A 17,923-nucleotide genomic window follows, 5' to 3' on the forward strand; every position below is an offset into this window, starting at 1 on the left:
AGCCCTCATCGCGTCGCCTCCGGGAATCCATCGTGCTGCGCGCCGTCGAGCAGGCGGCCGGCGGCCTTCTTGCCCACGCGGGCAGGCGAGTCGCTGGCGTTCAGCTCGATAGGGTCGTGGTCATGGCTGCCGTCTTGGCCCGGCCCGAGCCACTCGCCCCACTGCTTGAATAGGAACGCCACGCCGGCTGCCGCGCATTGGTCGCGCAAGCTCCGCGCCCAATCCGGATGCATCGGCCGCGCGCCGGCGCCGCTCTCGCCGCCGACAATCACCCAGCCAATCGGCAGTGGTCCCCGCCAAGCGGCACGCATCCACATGCGCAAATCGACCGGCCCCAGCAGCGGCTCCATGCTCAGGAATCGCACCGACGCCGGCACCGCCAGCAGCTTCGGAATGTCGCGGTCGGCTTCCTCCTGGTTGCAGATGGTGGCGCCGAGCCAGACGTTGGGCAGGTAGTTGTCGCGCCAGCCCTCGCGGCCAACCGTGAGCGCGCGCATGGCCTGTTCCAGCATCTCCGCGGCGTTGCCGATGCGCTTCGTCAGCAGCAGCCAATCCAAGTTGGGGGTCTCGACGATCAGCCGGAGCAGGTCAAAGCGCCATTGCGCGCTGACGGCGTTGTCGAACACATCAGCCAAGCTGGCGCAGAAGACGCGCCGACGGCGGCCATGCGTAGCGAAGAACGCGTCGTGCTGGGCGTTCCAGCGGTGCGGCAGTTTCCAGTTGGCGGCCGATGTGCGGTGGCGGTCTTCCTTGGCGCCCCAGGTCACGCCCAGCGCGCGCGCCGGCGTCGAAACTTCGGCATAGCAGTGGTCGCACGCGGGCGAAACCTTCGTGCATCCAATCCACGGGTTGAACGTGGCGTCGGTCCACTCGATTTTGGTCGTTTCACTCATGACGGCTCCCTCAAGGTTTGGACGCCACAGCCGATATGGCAGGCATGGACGAAATTCACAAAGAACTGGCCGATCTGCTCGGCCAAGAGCAGGCGAGCCTCACCATGGCCAAGGTCGACGCCCTTTCCGACATACTGAAAGCGGAGATGGGCAGCTTCAATGCCATCCGAGTTGCCCAAGGCAGGCCCACTCTCCAAGAGGAAATGGATGAGGCAATCGCCTATGTTCGTGAGATGGTCGCCAACGGAGAGGCCCGCAAAGAGGACTATCCCGAACTCTTCGAGGATGAGTGCCCGGATGCCGATGAGACGGGATCCGCCGATCAAACATAGCTTCACGCTGCCTCCCCCACGTTTGCCACACTCAACGCCACCGCCACCGGCCGCACCCAAATCGGCGTGGCTGACAACCTGAACGTATCTCCAGTCTCGGCCAGCAGCAGGGTCGTGCCCATCACCTCCGCGATCGCCTGTGCGGCGTCGGGCGGTACCGCATTGCCGATCCGCTCGCGCCAGGCCTGATCGCTCAGGCCGTCCAGCTCGAGATATTCCTCTGGCTCAACCAGCGACTGCAGGCAGGCCAGTTCGAACGTGGTGAAAGGGCGGTGCCAGGTGCCGTCCAGCGCGCGGATGATCGCGATCAGCTTGTCATTCGCCGCGGGCAGACGCGGGTCCGCCACCGACCAGCGGCCATTGTCGTGGCCCGCAGCCGCGGACACCGCGCCGCTCGGCTGTTCCCAACCCACCACGCCATAGTGGCCACCGGTCAGGTAGTGGTCGCCGGGCTCGCGGCGCATGCCGGGGCGCGGATCGGCAACGGCATAGGCGCCCTGACCTGTCGTGCTGCCAGAGATCACCGTGCCTGCGGCGCTATCCCAAGGCGTCACCGCGTACTTGCCAAAGGTCGGCCCGGCCCGGCGCGGGTCCTGTACACACTGACCTGTTCCGTGAGCACTGGTGACCGCGCCGGCAGCCTGGTCCCACGGCACGATCCGGAACTCGTTGTTGTGCTTGGCCGGACCCGGGTGGCGCGGGTCGGCCACGCTGAACGTCCCCTGGCCGGGCGACTTGACGCCGATGATGGCGCCGGACGTCTCGCCCCAGCGCAGCACGCCATACTGCTGGTACTGAGCAGCGTTCGCCGGGCCGCGAGGATCCGCTACGCTGAACGTGCCGTTCGTCGGCCCGCTGCGACCAGCGACGGTTCCGCTGGGCTCGTCCCATCGATTCACTCCCATGTAGCCGTCGCGATATTCCGGCACGATCAGGTAATCACGCAGGCGCCCATCCTCGACCGCCAGCTTGTTCAGGCTGCGCCAGTCGCTGCCGGCCTCGACAAACGCGAGCCGCACCCACGTCTTCCACTGCAACGATGGCACCCGGTGCATCGGCCCCGCCGCGGTATCGCCGGGCATCGGCATGCGGCCCAACACTGTGCCGACGCCCTGCAGACGGTGAATCTCGGGCTCGTACAGGAACGCCGGCACCTGTTCCATGTGCCGCGCCACCATCAGGAAGCGCTTGCGGCTCTGGGCCAGCTTGCCGATCTGGCCACAGTCGTGGGTCGTCTCGTTCACGGCATAGCCGTAGTACCGCAGGATTTGGTTGATCTGGTCCAGCAGGTGCCGGCCCCGCGTGGCGAGCCGCGGCACGTTCTCGAAGACGATCAGCTTGACGGGATTGTCCTTCCAGGCTTCGCACATCAGCCACACGCAGCGCAGCGTCAACTCGTTGAGCGCCTGGTACTTCGGCGTGCGGCTCAGGGCCTCGGACAGCAGCCCGGATGCGCCCTTGCACGGCGACGAGATGAACACGCAATCGGGCGTCTCGTTGCCGGCGGCGCGCCGGATGTCGGCGGCCGTGGCCTCACGCCAGCCTACCGGCGGCTCTTTGCCGTGGAAGGCGGTGTACATGGCCCGCGTGAACAGGTCCATGACCGTGCACTTCACGCCGACGAGCTGCTCGAAGTCACGCGCGGCAGCTGGGTCGACGTCGATGCCGCCGATGCACTTCCAGGTGGCCACCATGTTGCCCACCTGCGAGGCAGCCTTCTTGAAGCCCTTGGCGCCGCCACCGAGTCCGCAGCAGAAGCCGAACGTCTTGTATTCGCGGCGGATCATGTGCGTGCCTCGTTGTAGGAGAAATTCTCGTTGTGGGCGAGCTCATTTCCTACATCCGACCTGCAACCCAAAGCGTATCCTGAAGGAAGGCGTAGGTTGAATAGGAGAGTCTTATGAAGCCCATTCTTGTGTTGCTGGCCGCCTCCGTTGCATTGCTGAGCGGCTGCGTTGTGGCCCCCTATGGAGACGAGCATCGGGGTGGTGGTGGGTATTACGGCGGCGATGGCCGAGGAGACCACGGCGATCGCGACCGGGGCGATCACCGGGACTACGGTGGTGACAGAGACCGGGGGCAGGGCGGGCAGCGCTATTAGCGCCGCACTAGCGAGGACGTTGGGAGTCACGCGCGGTCCTTTTTGTTGAGCGAGTAGGCCACGCCGGCGCACTTCGTCCTGTACTGAAGCGGCTTCGGTAGGTGCTGCATGTCGACCGTCGGATGCGCCAGCGCGTCGATTTGCTCGCACGGCCACATGCGGTCAGTGTCGCGCTCGCAAATGCTTGTCGCCTCGTCTAGCGTGTACTTGCCTGCCTCGTTAAGGCGCGTCACATAGCCGCTGCGATTCTTGCCCCACCACATCACGCAGTTGCCGACGAACTGGCGGGTGTCCTGCACGTAGAACATCGACTCTACGGGCGACGGTGCTTGGCGTGGCGCCGGCTCGGCCTCTGACGGCGCCCGGTGGTTCCAGGCGGCAATGGCTTCGGCTTCCGACCTGTATTGCAGGGCGATGGCCTGCCCGTAGCACAGCACGCCCGGGGCCATGTAGGTTGTGCAGCCAGCGGCGTACCAATCGCCGCTTGTTTTCGTGGCAGCCGGTTGTCCGCAGAAGGGGCACGGATTCAGCTTCTGCGCGTGCTCACTCATGGCCGCCTCCATCTGCAGTTGCGGCATCGACGCACTTCCGAACCGTCTCGATTGTGAGCTTCCCTTGGCCCCGGAATGCTGCGCGAATGCGTTGCTGCCTTTCCGTCAGTGATTCACCGTTCGCGTCGGCTACCAGGGCGCCGACGAACGCCACGAAGCGCTTCGCGTCGCGGTTGGTCCCGGTGGGCTGCTCTGCCCCTGACTCAGCCGCTTCGATGGCCGCATAAGCACGCTCAACGGCAGGGCCTGTACTGGCTTCCAGCGGGTCTTCGTAGAAAACGTCAAGTAGGTCCTTGATAACCGTGACGAGGGCACCATGGGTGGCCACCTTCGCCAGAACGCCGGCCGCGTCCGGCCGATTGAACAGCATCATGGCGAAGTTACCGACATCGACAGGGTCACCCTTGGGAACGTGGTCCATGAGCAGGTACGCCAGGCGGTTCGGCGGGCACTGCGCAGGGTCGTCCCAGCCACCGCGCCCCTTCGCGCGGCTTGCGGCCATCTTTGCCTTCATGGCGACCGCGAAGCGGTCCACGGCAGCATCATCAGGATGCTGCGCGCTCGCCGTCAGTGCTTGGGTATCTGTTTGCTGGCTCACTTCGGTTCCTTGTTGTCGCCTGCCATCTTCTTGAGCAGGCGGTACTGGGCGTAGCCACCGATCACCAGGCAGATGAGCATGCCGGCGACGGTGACGACCAATGCAACGTGGCAGTTCATGCCGCCGTGGAGAGATGCCGCTTGATGCCGTAGTACACGGTGCGGCATGCTGCCAGGTCGACGGCGGCGTTGTGCGCGCCCACCAGCTCGGTGCCGGTGAAGTGCCTGAAGGCCTCGCCCAGGTTCGGCGACTTGGGCGTGCGCCGGCCGGCGGCCAGCATCTTCTCGGTCGGCGGCAGGTTGATGATCTTGGTGCTCTTCGACTGCGTACAGAACGCGGGGGCGGTCTTCCAGTCCTCGTGGATCGGCGCGTCATGGTCGAGCTGGCGCATCATCTCGATACGCACCATCCGCATGTCGAATGACTCGTTGTGTGCAACGCGCAGATCCGCTTTGCGCCACAGGCCAAGGAAGAGCGCCAACGCCTTCTCGATGGGCACGCCGAACTGGACGGCCTTCTCGTTGGTGATGCCGGTCAGCGCTTCGAGTTCTTCGGGGATCGTCCAGCCATCGGGCTTGATCAGCAGGTCCATGAAGGCCAGCGTGGTCCCGGTATCTTCGTCGTGCAGTTCGGCCGCAATCTGCGTGATGTGCGGCTGGCTGGGGTCTTCGCTGGGCAGGCTCCATTGCGGCAGGCCGGAGGTCTCGGTGTCGTAGAAGAGGATGGGCGTCATGATCTCGTTCCTGTGGGGGTAGCGGTGGTTGGTGCTGCTGTTCTCTCGGCGCCTGTCTCAGCGCCGCACGGTCATGCAAAGCGCTTCAAAGTGGCGCAGGCCAGCTTCCCAGCCCTTGAGTTCGCCGCGACCGACAATGCGTTCGGGTCGCGGCTCGCTGCTGCCCGGCGCGGCGACGAAGAACACGCGGGTGGTGCCGTCGACGCCGCTGCGGATCAGCTCGTTTGCGTGCAGGTCGTCCAGCACCTCGCGCGCCTCGGCGTTGCTGCGCTTGAAGTTGTTCGCGATCTGCGTCGGCGTGAAGTGCTGGCCCGTGCGTTCCTGCAGATAGGCCAGCACCGACTTGCGGGTGAATTTCATGGCGCGCGGCATCAGTGATCTCCCCGCGTGGCTTTGATCTGCGCGTCGATCCACGCTTGGATCTCTTCCTCGATCCAGCCGCTGGCGCGGCCGAGCTTGATCGGGGAAGGAAACTTCTTCTCCCTGATCCGCTCGTGGATGGCGCCCTCGCTCAGGCCGACAAGGGTGCGGACCTCGGGCATTCGGATGATTCGACGTTGCGGTGCCGTGTTCACGAGAAGTGCCTCCCATGCAGTTCGTCCAGCTTGTCGACCTGGTCGCCGCTGAGCTTCGTCACCTCGCCGGCGTGCATGCGTGTCGCAAGCGAGCGCACGAAGCTGGTTTCCCGGGCGTTCAGGTCTTTGGTGCCCAACAGCCCTTCCAGGCGCTGGATCATCACGGTCGTGCTCACCATCACGCGGCCTCCCGCACAGTGCCCACCTCGTGGTCGGCGATCCAGAACGACGTGATTGACTCGGGCAGTGCCCCCGGGGGCGATTTGAGGCTCATGAAGATCAGCGCGGTGTCGATCGCGTCGGCGGTGGCCAGGTCGTCGAGCCAGTAGAGCAAGCGATCGCGCTCCGGCCCGATCAACACGTCCGCGCGGTCCAACACCAGCAGACGCAGGCCAGTCAGGCGCGAGATGGCCTCGGCGATCATCGCGTCGGCACGCCACTTCTCGGATTCGGACAGCAGCGCATACGGGCGCCCGCAGGTGGCGGTGATGCTCATGTCCTTCTCGATGCCGATGCGCATCCATTCGGATTCATTCGCGGCGGCAGCCAGGCGCTCGTTGATGGGGTCCAGCGCCTCGGACAGCAGATCGGCGGGGATGCCGCTTGGACCAAGGGCTTCGGCGAGCGCGTCCCATGCGGCCACGTCGGCGTGGTGTTGGCCGGCCCGCTTGGTGATCTCACCGGCCTGGGCGGCTGCGCGCTGCGAAGCGCGGGCGGCGTCCAGATCCTTGCCGAACTGGGTGATGCTGCATTGGATGGCTTCCAGCCGGCTCGCGATGGTCTGGCGCTCAACGTCGTCGGCGCTGTCGGTGGCCTCGCTCTTGGCCTCATCCAGCAGGAGGGCCAACTGCTTCGCCGCGGTGTCGGCTGCGTCGCGCTCGGCGGTGCGGCTCTTCAGCGCGTTTTCCAGCACGGTCAGGCTGCGCTCGTATTCCGGCAGGCGGCCGGCGGCTTCCGGATCGACCTTTGCCGGCTCGTACTTGGCGAGCTGGCCAGCCAGGAAGAGCAGGGCGGCGCCGCAGTCGGGGCAGGCGCAGGGCATTCCCGCGACCTTGCCGCCGGCGGCGGCCCGCAGTGCTTCGACCTTCGGCAGGAAGGCGTCGCGCTCGGCCAGCGCGCGGGCGGCGGTGTCCTGTGCCTTGGGCAGCAGCTCGGCTTTGGCGCGCAGTTCGGCGATCTGGCTGGTGCGCTGCGCGCGCTGGCGCGCCGAGGCGTCGATATCGCCCAGCTGGCGCTGCAGCTCGCCGGCCTCTGTGGACAGAACCTTGATGGTGTCCTCGGACTCGGCGATCAGGCTGGCGAGTTCCTCGGGGTCCTCGGCGCCGGCGGGCAGCGGGGCGACCCAGTTGGCGGCCTTGACGCTGCCATAGGTCTCGCCGGTCAGCTCGCGCCAGGCGCCCTTCGCCGCGGTGGCCTTGCCGCCGGCTTCCTTCGCGGCGGCGTCGAAGCCGGCGCGCACCAGCGGCAGCACGGCTTCGATCTTCTTGGCGTCGCATTTGCGCGCCAGCAGGCGCTCGCGCACCAGGTCGGTACCGAGCTTGAGCCCCATCAGGTCGAACAGGAACGAACGACGCTCTTTCACGTCCATGCGGGCGAAGCGCTGGGCGTCCAGCACGAACGGCGTGCGCGCGTCGGTGGGGATGGCCTTGGTGGCCTTGCCGGACGGCAGCACGATGCTGTTGGACTGCGGACCAACGGATACCACTATAGAACCGGATTCGGTGCCGGTGCGCAGCAGTTGGCCGTATTCCTTCTTGAGCCCGACGCGCACGGTTTCCTCGGTGAGCGCCATGCGGACGGCTTCTTGGATCGAGCTTTTGCCCGCGCCGTTCGGACCACAGACGAGACTGATGGGCGTGGCCGGGATGATGTCGGCCGCCCGGATGCCGAGGAAATTGCGGACGTGGATGCCGGTGAGTTGCATGATGGCTTACTCCGTTTCTTCGGTGCTCTTGAGCACGTTGCGGTTGCCTTCGAGATCCACCGAGCTGACGACGCCGTCGGCTTCCATCTGCTCGATCAGGCGCGCGGCGCGGTTGTAGCCGATCTTGAAATGGCGCTGTACCAGGGAGACGGACACGCGTTGCTTCTCGACGACGAGGGCGACGACCTGGTCGTACAGCGGGTCGGCGCCTGCCTGCTCTTCGTGCCAGCGCTTCCAGCCCTTGACCCAGGCGATGCACAGCGATCCGGCCAGCTTCGGGCAGTCGCTTTCGGGCTTGCCCTCGCTGGCGGCCTTGTGGCCGGCCTCGTGCGCGGCTTCGAGTTCTTCCTGCAGGGGCTGCTGCTCGATGACCAGCGGCGTTTCGGTGTACTCGGCGTCGACCACGTTGTCGTCGTCGGCAGCAGCGTCGCCGGCGGGCATGCCGTCGCCATCGCCGTCGGTGTATTCCTTGCCGAGGTCGAACGCGCGCTGATCGGCCTCGCCACGGACCTCCTCCATGCCGGTGGTGAATTCCTCGTCGCCGCTCAGGACCAGCATCACGGCTTGACCCTCGGCATCTACCAGGCCGTGGAGATTCGGCGCCGATTTGCCGATCTTGATCGTTGCCTGCGCGCCGCCTTTAAAGGTCACCTTGTCCAGGTCGCCCACCACGACGGTGCGGCCGTTGCTGGCGATGAGGTGAACGGCCATCTTCACCGACGAGTCGACGCGGTTGCGCAGGCGATCGAGGATGTCGTCTTGCTTCTTCTGCGACAGCTTCACCCAGGTGTCGGGCATCATCTTCAGTTCCAACACGAGAGCGGACAGCAGATCCTTGCCCAGCGTGCCGGCGGTCATGTTCAGGGTGTTCTTGAATTCAGGCGATTGGTTCATCTCTGTGTCCTGTCAGGTGTTGGGGTGGGGTACTCGCTGCTTCCGCCGGCCTTGCTGCGCCGCCTTCCGGTCGACGGCAGACTCCGTGGCATCCGCTTTCCCCCGTGATCGTTCAGTCCGCGTTGATCGGCGCACGGGCGCGGCGGGCGGGCTGGGCCGCGGCGGCGGGCTCATCGGGCGGCGCCAGTTCGCGCATACGGCGCGCTGCGACCGAGTTCAGCGTGGCCTTGGCCTTCTCGTCGGGGATCTGCTTGATGAGGCTGCGCGCGTAATCCAGGTCCTCGATGGTGTTGGCGCTCAGCAGCTCGCGGTTCACGTCCTGGAAGGAGAGGGCGGGCTCGTCGCCGGCGGCGTCGGGGTGGCCGTCCTGCTGCCCATGGTCCAGCGGCAGTTCGCCTTCGGTCGCCTGGTCGGCGCTGGCTTCCGGTTCCACTTCCACAGAAGAGGCGCTGGCCGCAGGCTCTGACGTCCGCTCGACGACCTCGGCGCGCTGGGCGGGCTGGGCGCGCGGACTTCCTCGCAGCTCATCCACCGAGGTGCTGGCCACCGTGTACGAGCCGTCCGGGTTGAGGTCGATGATGTCCTGCGCTTCCTCGACGGATTGCAGGCCCATCAGCAGCTCGGGCGCATACAGCTTCCCGAAGAAGCTGGCGGTGCGGTAGCGCAGCATGACCTCGTCCATGGTCTGCCACTTGCTGCCGTTCTTCGTGTACCAGCCTTCCTTGACGGCCATCTCGATGGTGACCGGCGGCGATTCCAGGCGCTCTTTGGTCTCTTTCTCGATCGCCCAGGCCACGGCAACCTTGTCGATGATCTCGACCTTCTTCGTGACGGTGCTGCGGTCGCCGTTCTGCCAGACGGTCTCGATGCGCTCGACGGTCTTCTTGCCCAGCACCTGGATGTCGAAGCGCAGCGGCGAGAAGCGGCCGCAACCGTTCACGGCGGCGATGATCCACTGCGACGACCAGGACGGACGGCCCTCGACGATGTAGAGGTTCTGCATCACCATGAGCGGATCGGCCCCCATGCGCTGCGCCATGTTGAGCGCCACGACGCTGTTTGCCAGCGCATTGGGGTTCTCGCGTGATTCCTTCACGTTGCCGTACTTGTCGAGCTTCTCGATCACCTTGCGGTAGGCCGCCGGCACCAGGGTGGACGATGACAGCAGGTTGGCGGCGCGCTGCATCAGCTCGAAGGATTGCGACGAGCCAAAGCCCATCGACACGTTGAGGGCGGGTTCGCGTACGACGGGCGCGCGCATTTGGTCGAGAGTGGCGGATGCGGACATGTTGGTGGTCTCGGTCAGGATTCAGGAATTGGGGGTCAGGACTTGTAGTGGCAGGTGGCGTGCCGCGGGCAGTACTTCGCCGAGCACAGGACGGATTTGCCGTTGCCGTAGAAGGCGCCGGAATGGATCAATCGTGATGCGTGTTGCAGCAGACCGGGCTGCTCTTCGGTGCCCAGCAGCATGGCGCGCGGCGATTCGATCTCGCCCATCCCCACGCGCTGTGCGGCCGCCGTCTTGCCGGTGTTCAGGCCGATGATCTGCGCCGGCGCGGTGATGGGAATGCCGACCGCATGCTCGGCCAGCAACTCGTAGACGCCCAGTTGTGGGCCGTGGCCGGCAGTGACGGCGATGCCGTCGGCACCCACTGCGCGTCCGCCCGATTTCAGGTCGGAGATGCCCGCGCCGGCGGCGGTGGTGCGCACGCGGTCGGTGGTGCCGGTCAGCGCGATGCCCAGTTCGGGGATCTCCAAGCGCTCGCAAGGGACCTCGACGCCGATGTAGCGCTGACGCGGCGCGATCTCGGCGCAATAGCGGGTGTGCAGCGCCAGCCCGATGCGTTCGGCATCGGCCGGGTTGACGTCTTCCCAGTCCACCTCGGCGTTCTTGTCTCGCAGCGTGGAAACCATTGCGCTGGCGGCGTCGTCGGCGGTGATCGGTGCGCCGTCCAGTTCGGCCTGGTCGAACGCGGCCGTGCCGGCATGGATGGACGTGCCCAGGTGGGCGGCGGGACCGGAAGGCATGCGCATGCCCAGGAGGTGCTTGGCCTCCCAGCGCGCGGGGCAATCAAACAACTCGGCCAGCGAGCTGGCGCGGATGGTGACAATGTTCATTGCTGCGGCTCCTTGATGAAGTCGATTGCGATGCAGATGGCATCGACCGGGTTGGTGGCGAGCACGGTCAGATCGAGGCCGGCGCCGTGCACCTGATAGCTGCGGCCTGGCACGATGGGGCGGGCGATCATGTGAGCTTCCGGTGGGCGGTGGGCTTGATGGGGCTGCTCTTGGCCTGGGCCGCGTCGTAGACGCAGAACAGGGCGGCCATGGCCACGGTGGTGCCGATCCAGAGGGCGAGCAGTTGGGCCACCGGGTGGCGTGCTAGCTTGCGCAGGCGGGTGGTGTTCACGCCGCCCTCGCCACGTGTTGTTCTGCGCTCTCGGCTTCAGCCAGCAGTTGCTCGGCATAGCCCAGGACTCGCCACTTGTCGATCTGGCCCCAAACCGTGCGGCGCTGTGCCGCGGCGATGTAGTTGCGCAGCAGGACCTTGCGCGTCAGCTGCCCGCCCAGGTGCTTGAGGAACGCCAGTTCGGCGGTGGTGCCGTAGGCGTTGGGGGATTCGGTGGTGGTGCTCATGCCACGCTCCTAGCAGCATCAATCACGTCACACAGGTCCTGCTCGGCGTACGACTGCTGGATGGCGGCCCGTGCCTCGGCGCGCTCTTCCGCGATCGACTCGGCGGCCTGTTCTTCCAGGTGCGCGACGAAGTCGGGATGCAAGTTGTCCAGCATCTCGGTGGTCTCGCTGCCGTCGTCGCTGATGAGGCGCACGTCCGAGGCCACGAACTTGGGCGTCTGGCCCAGGGCAGGGGTGGTGAGCTCGCCGGTGACCGACCAGAACAGGCCGGCGGCGGTCACCACGGCTTGCGCCTCGTCGGCGCGCAGGCGCGGCTTGCGGAAAACTCGGGCGTAGGTGCTAAGGGAGGGCATGGCTGTTCCTTAGCCGTTGATGGCGAGGTCGAATGCCAGGCGCTCTTGCTCGTTCCAGCGCGGCTCGTGGTTTCCCTTGGGGCCAGCCTTGCGGCCACATACGCGCATGGTTTCCTCGTTGCCGCCGTATAGCCGGTCGAGGACGATGCCCATCTGCGCGGCCACGACATGGGCCCGCGGCAGATCGGCGCTGAAAATCTTGAGGGACTGGTTGGCTTGCATCTCGATCCCCGCTCAGGCAGCCATCAGCTCGGCGGCGAGCTTGGCGGTGGCAATGACGCGGTCGGCCTGCTCAGCTGCGCGGCCTTCGGCGACGGCGCGCAGGCGCTTGGCCTCGGCAACCATCTCGCGGGCTTCGTCGGCTTCGATCTTGGAAATGCCGTTGTGCGGCACGAAGGCATAAAACTGCTCGCCGCGCACCAGGACATAGGCGTCCGGCGCAAAGTCGCCCGGGGTCGGGATCTTGGCGATGACGGTCAGGCCGGCCAGGAACCCCACCTTGACCTGTTGACCCACTTCCCACGACTGCTTGGCTTGCTTGCGCATCTCTGTCTCCGGCGAACCGCTGCGAACTTCAGCGGTGTATGAATACTAGCGATGCTAGTCGTTATCTTCAATAGCTGTGCTAGTTTTAGGCGATTGTTTGTTTTAATAGCGGCGCTAGTTTCAATAGCTGCCGCAGTTTCGTTGGGGTGCGCGACCCAAGAAAGCCGGCTCACGGTGGTCTTGTCAGGCGCCTAGCCTGGTCAGGCGCTAGCCTTGGGGGAGGGTGGAATGGAACCGGACGACGTGATCCGCCAGTTCGAGCAACTGGCGCTAGATGAGGGAACGGAGCTACCGATCGACGACGCGATAGCCGGCCTGGCCGTGCTGCTGGCCGATCCGGCTATTCAGGGGGAAGGAGAGGGTGCTGCTGACGGAGGTGGGCGCGACGCTGTACCGGCTGGGGATCGATGCGCGGGTGGGGGCGGCACTAGGTTTGTGATGCACACGTTACGATTTCGTAACTAGTCGGCGCGGGGGATCGGGATAGAGTGAACCGTATAGGTCCTCACACGTGGGCTATAGGAGATCGAGATGCGGAAGATCAAGGTGTTTGCCAGCTTGGCGCTGGCAGCGTGTACTCTCACTTCGATTGCGGGCTATGCCCAAGACAGGGGGCCGGGCGGTGATGATCGCGGTAGGCCGCCCATGGGGCACGATCAGGGGCGGGAACACGATAACCAGCACGGCTACAACGACCGTGGCCGGGATGGTGACCATAGCCGCGAGGGCGACCGCGGCCGCGACGATGACCACCGCCAGCAAGGTGACAGAGGTTGGGAAGGTGACAGGGGTAGGGAACAGATGGGCGGATGGGACAGTCCTGACCGTCGCGCCGATCGCCCGGGCCCTGGCAGCTGGCATAGGGGTGAAAGGGTCCCCCCGGAATACCGTCAGCGTCAGTACGTGATTGATGACTGGCGCGCCTATCGACTGTCGCCCCCGCCGCGTGGCTACCAATGGGTGGGTGTCGGCGGAGGTTACTTCTTGGTCGCCATTCCGACCGGCGTGGTCTTCCAGGTGGTCATCGGGCGCTAGGTTGCGGACAACAAAAAGCCCGCCGGTTGGCGGGCTTCGATGAATTGACGACAAGCCCTTAGTGCCAATGAATCAGGTGGTCAAACCAGGTCTGGACGGCACGCTGTTGGGTCGACAGTAGGGTCGGATCGTGCTCGCGGAGCACCCAGACAACGATCGCGCATAGCGCTAATCCGACGAGCAGGACGACAAGCGAGGCAACCATGGCGGCCTCCTATTGGGTGACTATACAACCAGTGTAGGTCGCTTCCGTCGTGCGCGAGGGGCAACAAAAAACCCGCCGAAGCGGGCTTATGTGTCTATGGCAGGCGCTCTAGTGGATGTTCTTGGTCAGGAAATACACGGCTGCAACCAAGGCGGTGCCGAAGGAACAGGTGAACGTCACCAGTTTCCAAGTTTGCTCGTTGAGGGCCTTATGTATTTCGGCGCGCATCGCCCCAACCTCTGCACGCAACGTTCCAACCGCTTCCGAGAGGTCGGCCTTGGTTACGTAGTTTGAGTGTATGACCGCCACGTCTTGCTGCAACGTGACAATGGTGCTCTCGAGTGTTTTTACACGTGCTTCCATCTCGCCATTATAGGGAGGTTCTCCGCCGGAGGGCGGCTCGTAATTTCCGTCAACGGGTACCAGGCGACGCTCAGCCATTCAGCACCTCGTCGTCAAACAGTTCAAGATAGCCGCAAATCTGGCAGCGGTGGACGGAGACGGTATAGATTCGACCCGAGGCGAACGAGGCAGAGAGCGCTCGATTGACCGGGCTTCCAGCCGTTAGTGGAGCGATGGTCACTCCAGCCAGGCCCCATCGATGATCCGACGGGATTTGCTCAATCTGGCTCAGCGGGCCGTGCCCGTACCGACATGTCGGCGAGAATTTTTCGGACATTGTGTTCCTGTTGGTCAATCTGGCCGCCAGGCCGAGGGCTTATTCGGGCGCGACGAGAGCCTACGCCTTCGGCGCGGCCACACATTTGAATGTCAGTTCCGACTCAAGTGGAGTCCATCCGCGAGCGCCGTGGGTCTTCATGTCGACGGACTCCATCTCCTTGCCCTGGCCCTTGCAGTACTCGTCGGCGCGACGCAGGCTGCTGGCCATAATTTCCTGCCACGAGTCCACACCGCCCATGTGGCGGGTGCCAACTGTGAAATTGCCGTTCCCGGCAGGGCTAACCTCTGAAACTGTGGTGCAGCCTGCAAGAAGCGCGACAAATGCGAGTGCGACTATGCGCATAAATCTTTCCCGTTAGTAGTTCTTTGCGTGGCCGGCCCGCCCACGCGCGGCTTCCCCGGTCAAGGCTAGATTTCCGAGATAACCTTGGCCTTAATCGTCTCGTATTCGGAATCGCTGATCAGCCCGCTATCGAGCATTTCCTTGGCGCGTTTCAGGCGCGCCGTCAGATCTCCCTTGCCGGAGCCTGCTTCGTCGCTACCAAACGACACATCGCGTGGGGATTCCGCCTGGAAGCCGCCCGACTTGGCCCGCAACTCTTCCAGCTCACGAAGTCGCCGCTTTTCGCGCCATGCTTGTTCCTGCGCCTGGCAGGCACGATATACCGCTTGCGCGTCAGCCTTCCTGAGTCCGGTAAATTGGAACGTGCGCACTGTTCCGCCGCTCGCCAGGTCAGGCTGGGTGAGAGCTGTGATGGTAATGTCGCTGCCGAAAATTCCCGCTTTGACGTTGGCCGTTTTGACGTCTTGCCAGCGGATGTCGACTGGCGTGAATCCGCCGATCAAGCCCCGGTTGATGCCGATTAGCCGCCCGGAGGTCGCCGCCACCATAATCCGGCGGTGGAGAAGCGCAAAGAGCCGGCGCTGCACGGCGTAGCACTGTGCAACTTCGTTCGGGACCAGCATGGAGTGGAGCTGGGAAAGGGCCTTCCTGATACCAGGATCAGACGAAGTTACTGAGGGTTCCATTTTTCCAAGCCGCGTTGTTGTGTGAACTTTGAGTGAATGGCGCGGAATCTCTCGTCTGCGCTGCCTTCGTCAGTCCGGCCGCCAGGCCGACGCCTTCACAATGCCGCCAACGTAGTGCAGCCGCTCGATCTGGTCCTGAGGGACGCGCAGCATGCCGTGGCGCTCATTCACGGATGACAGGTGCACTACACCGTCGCGGACATAGGCCAACTCCTTCACCATGACGCGGCCGTCCTGGGACTTCACCAGGACCTCGTCGCCGTTCGTTATTGCACGGTTCGGCTCGATCACGACAAATTCGTTGTGCTTGATGCGCGGCCGCATGGAGTCACCGTTGCAGCGCAGACCATATGCGTCGGGGTCATTCGTGGGGAACGTTAGAAAGCCATCGCCATGGCCGACGGGATACTCGATGTCCGAGAAGTGGCCGTTATCGCCGAGTTGTGCCATGCCAACCACTGGAATGCGCCGGAAGCTGTTTGGGGGGATTTCAACGATGTCAAAGGCGAGGCTAGGTTCGTCGAGCTCTGGCTCGATTTGGCCGGAAAGCTTGCTATCGCCCTTGCCGTTCGCTAGCCACTTCGGGCTGTAGCCGTACGTCTCCTGCAACTTCACGATGTGGTGAAGGGGCAGTTTGGTGCCATCGCCCTCGAGCCACGCACGAACGACGGCCGCCTCGACGCCCAGTACCTTGGCGAGGGCTGCGGGGTCGAGCTGTTGCTCGGCCATAACAAGAGTGAGCCGGTCGACAGGGCGTCCGGAGTCCACCGAGGTGGCTGCAGGTACGGGCACTGCTTCGGTGATCGAATTGGACGCTCGCCGGATCTCTTCTGCCAGGCGCGGGCTGAACGTGTCGACGTCAACCCCCAGGCCCCGAGCAAAGCCGGTCGCGGCCTTGATGTTCAGCGGGCGGCGCGCATTCAGATACTGCCAAACCATGCCTTGACTGCCGATCTCGAACCGGCTGCCGAATTCCTCCTGGCTCATTTTGCCCTTGCGCTCGTTGTATAGCGCCTTCAGTCGAATGGAGTCTTCGACTTGCCACTGCTCCAGAGAGTTACTTGCTCGCATCATGCGCGCGAGTTTAGCAACGCTATTAGATTCCACAACGAGCATAGCTATTCCTTTATTAACTAGCTATGCTAGTATTGTGCTTATGAAACTCGCCGAATACCTCGACTCGACCAAGACCAGCCAGGCGGCGTTTGCCAAGCTGCTCGGGGTCTCCCAAGGGCTCGTCTATCAATGGATCGCCGGGAAGCGCCCGATTTCTGCCGAGCAATGCCCGGTGATCGAGCGAATCACGGGCGGGGCAGTGACATGCGAGGAATTGAACGACAGGGTCGACTGGGCCTTCGTGCGAGCGTCGCGCGTCGGCGCACCGAGGGATGCACCGGCAAAGAAGTCGGGAAAGCCGAAGAGCGCCGCCCAGCTAGACCATCCCGAGGCCGCCTAAAAGCGACCCGTGGAGAGCGATCCATGAACCGAAACAGCACCGCCGGAGATAGGCACATGAAACCGCTTTGCGATTCCGTAGGCAGCCGCCTGGTCGCGCGCCGCCTCTCCATCGGCGGAATCAGTTTTTCTGTCCTTGCTGAGCCTGATCCCACGCCAGAAGAGATCGAGCTTGCTCGGCGAGTCGCACAGCGAGCTGCTGCGCGACTTCGGGCGGTAGCGCGTACCACTGTGAAGTGAGTTTGCCGGCTGCTGCGTCTTCTGGCGAGTTTGCCAAGGAGAGCTCTAGCAAGACCAAGCCGCTTTCCAAATGCAGGCCGGTCTTCGCGTTGGCAACAAAAGCTGCCGTGATGTCTTGTTCTTTCATGCATCCCCCGTTTGTGGGCAGTTGGGAAGGTCAGATGTCTTGATTGTTCCACAGCTGAGGGGATGCGCCAGATAGATGGCGCGCGGGGTGACTCGCGCTTTATTGAACGGTCCCGATAGGGCCCGACCGGGGGAATCACCATGCTGCGACGTACGCAGATGGCTGCACATGACCGAAGCAGGCGCGCACGCGCCGGCCGGGCCGCTTTCTGCAGGGGCACCCGGTGATGGCATTCGTTTCCCATTTTTCCCTCTCTCTGTCGGCGGCCTCGGCGCGCCAGCTGCTTTGTCTCGTTGGAATGAATCTTATGGATCGGTTGAAGCACTCGGGAGCACCGCATGCCTAGCCTGGAATCGATGGTTTTGAACCGCGTTGCTCCCATGACCCAGAAGCGCGTGGCCGAGCTGATCGGCGTCGAGCCGACGAACTTCTCGCGCTTCCTGAACAACAGCGGGCACAACCTGCCGTTCGCGAAGGTCTGCCAACTGCTCGACGTGCTCGAGCTGGACGTCGTCGCCCCCGGTGATGGCAGCACGGTCTGCCTGCCGCGCGAAGAGTACGAGGCGTTGAAGTGCTTGGCCAAGAAGGCATTGGGGGGCGTGTGATGGACGACCTCGTGAGCGGTTGGGTGCTGGTGGTTCTGATCGCGATGGTGGCGATCACGATGGGGATGCGGCCATGAGGATTTACGTTGCCGGCCCCATGACGGGCTTCCCGAATCTGAACTTTCCGGCATTCCATGAGGCCGCCCGCCGCCTGCGCGCCGCCGGCCACGAAGTTGTGAACCCGGCCGAGATCAACGCCGACCCCTCAACGGGATGGGTCGAATGCATGCGCGCAGACATCCGCGAGCTGGTGACCTGCGATGCGATTCACTTGCTGCCGGGCTGGGAACGCTCACGTGGCGCCACGCTGGAGGTGCACATCGCCAAGACTCTGGGCTTCGAAGTTACAACGCACGAGGAGGTAACTGCATGACCTGTGCCAACTGCGGGAGCACCGGCCACACCGCGC

32 protein-coding genes are annotated in these 17,923 nt (G+C 64.3%); 7 read left to right on the forward strand and 25 right to left on the reverse strand.

The features are described from left to right. Positions 1 to 5: 5 nt before the first annotated feature. Positions 6 to 893, reverse strand: a complete 888-nt coding sequence (locus tag RR42_RS08025) for a phage Gp37/Gp68 family protein (protein ID WP_043345485.1) — start codon at positions 891 to 893, stop codon at positions 6 to 8. Positions 894 to 937: 44 nt separating this feature from the next. Between RR42_RS08025 and RR42_RS08030 the strand changes: the two genes are divergently transcribed. Continuing rightward, positions 938 to 1,225 (forward strand): hypothetical protein, encoded by a 288-nt coding sequence (locus RR42_RS08030; RefSeq protein WP_144409774.1) that lies wholly within the window; start codon positions 938 to 940, stop codon positions 1,223 to 1,225. A 2-nt stretch (positions 1,226 to 1,227) separates the two neighbouring features. Here the strand turns inward: RR42_RS08030 and RR42_RS08035 are convergent, their stop codons facing one another. Next, positions 1,228 to 3,012, reverse strand: coding sequence for a DNA cytosine methyltransferase (locus RR42_RS08035; protein ID WP_043345492.1), 1,785 nt, complete (start codon positions 3,010 to 3,012; stop codon positions 1,228 to 1,230). A gap of 113 nt (positions 3,013 to 3,125) precedes the next feature. On the opposite strand from RR42_RS08035, the gene RR42_RS08040 reads away from it, so the two are divergent. Continuing rightward, positions 3,126 to 3,326 (forward strand): hypothetical protein, encoded by a 201-nt coding sequence (locus tag RR42_RS08040; RefSeq protein ID WP_043345494.1) that lies wholly within the window; start codon positions 3,126 to 3,128, stop codon positions 3,324 to 3,326. A 26-nt stretch (positions 3,327 to 3,352) separates the two neighbouring features. On the opposite strand, the gene RR42_RS08045 is transcribed toward RR42_RS08040, so the two are convergent. From RR42_RS08045 to RR42_RS08110, 17 genes are all read right to left on the reverse strand, one after another. Further along, on the reverse strand, positions 3,353 to 3,877 hold the full coding sequence (locus RR42_RS08045) for a Lar family restriction alleviation protein (protein ID WP_158408268.1): 525 nt from the start codon (positions 3,875 to 3,877) through the stop codon (positions 3,353 to 3,355). Continuing rightward, positions 3,870 to 4,475: a hypothetical protein gene (locus RR42_RS37655; RefSeq protein ID WP_052494523.1), complete on the reverse strand. Its 606-nt coding sequence runs from the start codon at positions 4,473 to 4,475 to the stop codon at positions 3,870 to 3,872. Before RR42_RS37655 ends, RR42_RS08045 begins: the two co-directional genes overlap by 8 nt. Then, the gene (locus RR42_RS41445; RefSeq protein ID WP_269083377.1) at positions 4,472 to 4,594 is read right to left on the reverse strand and encodes a hypothetical protein; all 123 of its coding nucleotides are present in this window, start codon (positions 4,592 to 4,594) and stop codon (positions 4,472 to 4,474) included. Before RR42_RS41445 ends, RR42_RS37655 begins: the two co-directional genes overlap by 4 nt. Continuing rightward, positions 4,591 to 5,208 (reverse strand): 3'-5' exonuclease, encoded by a 618-nt coding sequence (locus tag RR42_RS08055; protein ID WP_043345499.1) that lies wholly within the window; start codon positions 5,206 to 5,208, stop codon positions 4,591 to 4,593. Before RR42_RS08055 ends, RR42_RS41445 begins: the two co-directional genes overlap by 4 nt. A 57-nt stretch (positions 5,209 to 5,265) precedes the next feature. Continuing rightward, positions 5,266 to 5,580: a hypothetical protein gene (locus RR42_RS08060; protein ID WP_043345503.1), complete on the reverse strand. Its 315-nt coding sequence runs from the start codon at positions 5,578 to 5,580 to the stop codon at positions 5,266 to 5,268. Then, positions 5,580 to 5,783 (reverse strand): helix-turn-helix transcriptional regulator, encoded by a 204-nt coding sequence (locus RR42_RS08065; protein WP_043345505.1) that lies wholly within the window; start codon positions 5,781 to 5,783, stop codon positions 5,580 to 5,582. Before RR42_RS08065 ends, RR42_RS08060 begins: the two co-directional genes overlap by 1 nt. Further along, a complete protein-coding gene (locus tag RR42_RS08070; protein ID WP_043345506.1) occupies positions 5,780 to 5,962 on the reverse strand; it encodes a hypothetical protein in 183 nt (60 codons plus the stop codon). The genes RR42_RS08065 and RR42_RS08070 overlap by 4 nt, the downstream gene beginning before the upstream one ends. Further along, entirely contained in the window at positions 5,962 to 7,707 is a 1,746-nt protein-coding gene (locus RR42_RS08075) for an ATP-binding protein (protein ID WP_043345509.1), read from the reverse strand. The genes RR42_RS08070 and RR42_RS08075 overlap by 1 nt, the downstream gene beginning before the upstream one ends. Positions 7,708 to 7,713: 6 nt before the next feature. Continuing rightward, a complete protein-coding gene (locus RR42_RS41595; protein WP_043345512.1) occupies positions 7,714 to 8,601 on the reverse strand; it encodes a DNA translocase FtsK in 888 nt (295 codons plus the stop codon). Positions 8,602 to 8,713: 112 nt separating this feature from the next. Then, positions 8,714 to 9,889 (reverse strand): hypothetical protein, encoded by a 1,176-nt coding sequence (locus RR42_RS08085; RefSeq protein ID WP_043345514.1) that lies wholly within the window; start codon positions 9,887 to 9,889, stop codon positions 8,714 to 8,716. Positions 9,890 to 9,924: 35 nt separating this feature from the next. Further along, positions 9,925 to 10,719: a RecB family exonuclease gene (locus tag RR42_RS08090; RefSeq protein ID WP_043345516.1), complete on the reverse strand. Its 795-nt coding sequence runs from the start codon at positions 10,717 to 10,719 to the stop codon at positions 9,925 to 9,927. Then, complete coding sequence (locus tag RR42_RS41450) at positions 10,716 to 10,850, reverse strand: hypothetical protein (protein ID WP_269083378.1); 135 nt, start codon at positions 10,848 to 10,850, stop codon at positions 10,716 to 10,718. The genes RR42_RS08090 and RR42_RS41450 overlap by 4 nt, the downstream gene beginning before the upstream one ends. Then, complete coding sequence (locus RR42_RS40390) at positions 10,847 to 11,011, reverse strand: hypothetical protein (RefSeq protein WP_158408269.1); 165 nt, start codon at positions 11,009 to 11,011, stop codon at positions 10,847 to 10,849. The genes RR42_RS41450 and RR42_RS40390 overlap by 4 nt, the downstream gene beginning before the upstream one ends. Next, positions 11,008 to 11,238 (reverse strand): hypothetical protein, encoded by a 231-nt coding sequence (locus RR42_RS08095; RefSeq protein WP_043345519.1) that lies wholly within the window; start codon positions 11,236 to 11,238, stop codon positions 11,008 to 11,010. The genes RR42_RS40390 and RR42_RS08095 overlap by 4 nt, the downstream gene beginning before the upstream one ends. Then, the gene (locus RR42_RS08100; protein WP_043345522.1) at positions 11,235 to 11,591 is read right to left on the reverse strand and encodes a hypothetical protein; all 357 of its coding nucleotides are present in this window, start codon (positions 11,589 to 11,591) and stop codon (positions 11,235 to 11,237) included. Before RR42_RS08100 ends, RR42_RS08095 begins: the two co-directional genes overlap by 4 nt. A gap of 9 nt (positions 11,592 to 11,600) precedes the next feature. Continuing rightward, on the reverse strand, positions 11,601 to 11,813 hold the full coding sequence (locus RR42_RS08105; RefSeq protein WP_043345527.1) for a hypothetical protein: 213 nt from the start codon (positions 11,811 to 11,813) through the stop codon (positions 11,601 to 11,603). A gap of 12 nt (positions 11,814 to 11,825) precedes the next feature. After that, complete coding sequence (locus RR42_RS08110) at positions 11,826 to 12,137, reverse strand: hypothetical protein (RefSeq protein WP_052494525.1); 312 nt, start codon at positions 12,135 to 12,137, stop codon at positions 11,826 to 11,828. Between the two features lie 228 nt (positions 12,138 to 12,365). Here RR42_RS08110 and RR42_RS08115 point away from each other — a divergent pair, with 228 nt between their 5' ends. Together RR42_RS08115 and RR42_RS38100 are read left to right on the forward strand one after the other, a co-directional pair. Beyond that, positions 12,366 to 12,602, forward strand: coding sequence for a hypothetical protein (locus RR42_RS08115; protein ID WP_236701995.1), 237 nt, complete (start codon positions 12,366 to 12,368; stop codon positions 12,600 to 12,602). Between the two features lie 66 nt (positions 12,603 to 12,668). Then, a complete protein-coding gene (locus tag RR42_RS38100; protein ID WP_063778403.1) occupies positions 12,669 to 13,172 on the forward strand; it encodes an RcnB family protein in 504 nt (167 codons plus the stop codon). Between the two features lie 313 nt (positions 13,173 to 13,485). Here the strand turns inward: RR42_RS38100 and RR42_RS08125 are convergent, their stop codons facing one another. The 5 genes from RR42_RS08125 to RR42_RS39515 all read right to left on the reverse strand — a co-directional run bounded on the left by RR42_RS08125 (position 13,486) and on the right by RR42_RS39515 (position 16,203). Continuing rightward, entirely contained in the window at positions 13,486 to 13,818 is a 333-nt protein-coding gene (locus tag RR42_RS08125) for a hypothetical protein (RefSeq protein ID WP_144409775.1), read from the reverse strand. Further along, on the reverse strand, positions 13,811 to 14,056 hold the full coding sequence (locus RR42_RS39510) for a hypothetical protein (RefSeq protein ID WP_144409776.1): 246 nt from the start codon (positions 14,054 to 14,056) through the stop codon (positions 13,811 to 13,813). The genes RR42_RS08125 and RR42_RS39510 overlap by 8 nt, the downstream gene beginning before the upstream one ends. Positions 14,057 to 14,116: 60 nt before the next feature. Beyond that, positions 14,117 to 14,401 (reverse strand): hypothetical protein, encoded by a 285-nt coding sequence (locus RR42_RS08130; protein ID WP_043345538.1) that lies wholly within the window; start codon positions 14,399 to 14,401, stop codon positions 14,117 to 14,119. 65 nt (positions 14,402 to 14,466) lie between these two features. Beyond that, complete coding sequence (locus RR42_RS08135; RefSeq protein ID WP_236701996.1) at positions 14,467 to 15,024, reverse strand: SHOCT domain-containing protein; 558 nt, start codon at positions 15,022 to 15,024, stop codon at positions 14,467 to 14,469. 132 nt (positions 15,025 to 15,156) lie between these two features. Continuing rightward, a complete protein-coding gene (locus tag RR42_RS39515; protein ID WP_144409777.1) occupies positions 15,157 to 16,203 on the reverse strand; it encodes a S24 family peptidase in 1,047 nt (348 codons plus the stop codon). Between the two features lie 40 nt (positions 16,204 to 16,243). Between RR42_RS39515 and RR42_RS08145 the strand changes: the two genes are divergently transcribed. Beyond that, entirely contained in the window at positions 16,244 to 16,543 is a 300-nt protein-coding gene (locus tag RR42_RS08145) for a helix-turn-helix domain-containing protein (protein WP_063778404.1), read from the forward strand. 120 nt (positions 16,544 to 16,663) lie between these two features. On the opposite strand, the gene RR42_RS39520 is transcribed toward RR42_RS08145, so the two are convergent. Beyond that, positions 16,664 to 16,909: a hypothetical protein gene (locus tag RR42_RS39520; RefSeq protein WP_144409778.1), complete on the reverse strand. Its 246-nt coding sequence runs from the start codon at positions 16,907 to 16,909 to the stop codon at positions 16,664 to 16,666. 338 nt (positions 16,910 to 17,247) lie between these two features. Between RR42_RS39520 and RR42_RS08150 the strand changes: the two genes are divergently transcribed. Further along, complete coding sequence (locus RR42_RS08150) at positions 17,248 to 17,514, forward strand: CII family transcriptional regulator (protein ID WP_144409779.1); 267 nt, start codon at positions 17,248 to 17,250, stop codon at positions 17,512 to 17,514. Between the two features lie 73 nt (positions 17,515 to 17,587). Continuing rightward, positions 17,588 to 17,887: a DUF4406 domain-containing protein gene (locus tag RR42_RS08155; RefSeq protein WP_043345547.1), complete on the forward strand. Its 300-nt coding sequence runs from the start codon at positions 17,588 to 17,590 to the stop codon at positions 17,885 to 17,887. The last annotated feature ends 36 nt before the right edge of the window (positions 17,888 to 17,923 follow it).

Source organism: Cupriavidus basilensis (genome assembly GCF_000832305.1).
GTDB lineage: Bacteria > Pseudomonadota > Gammaproteobacteria > Burkholderiales > Burkholderiaceae > Cupriavidus > Cupriavidus basilensis_F.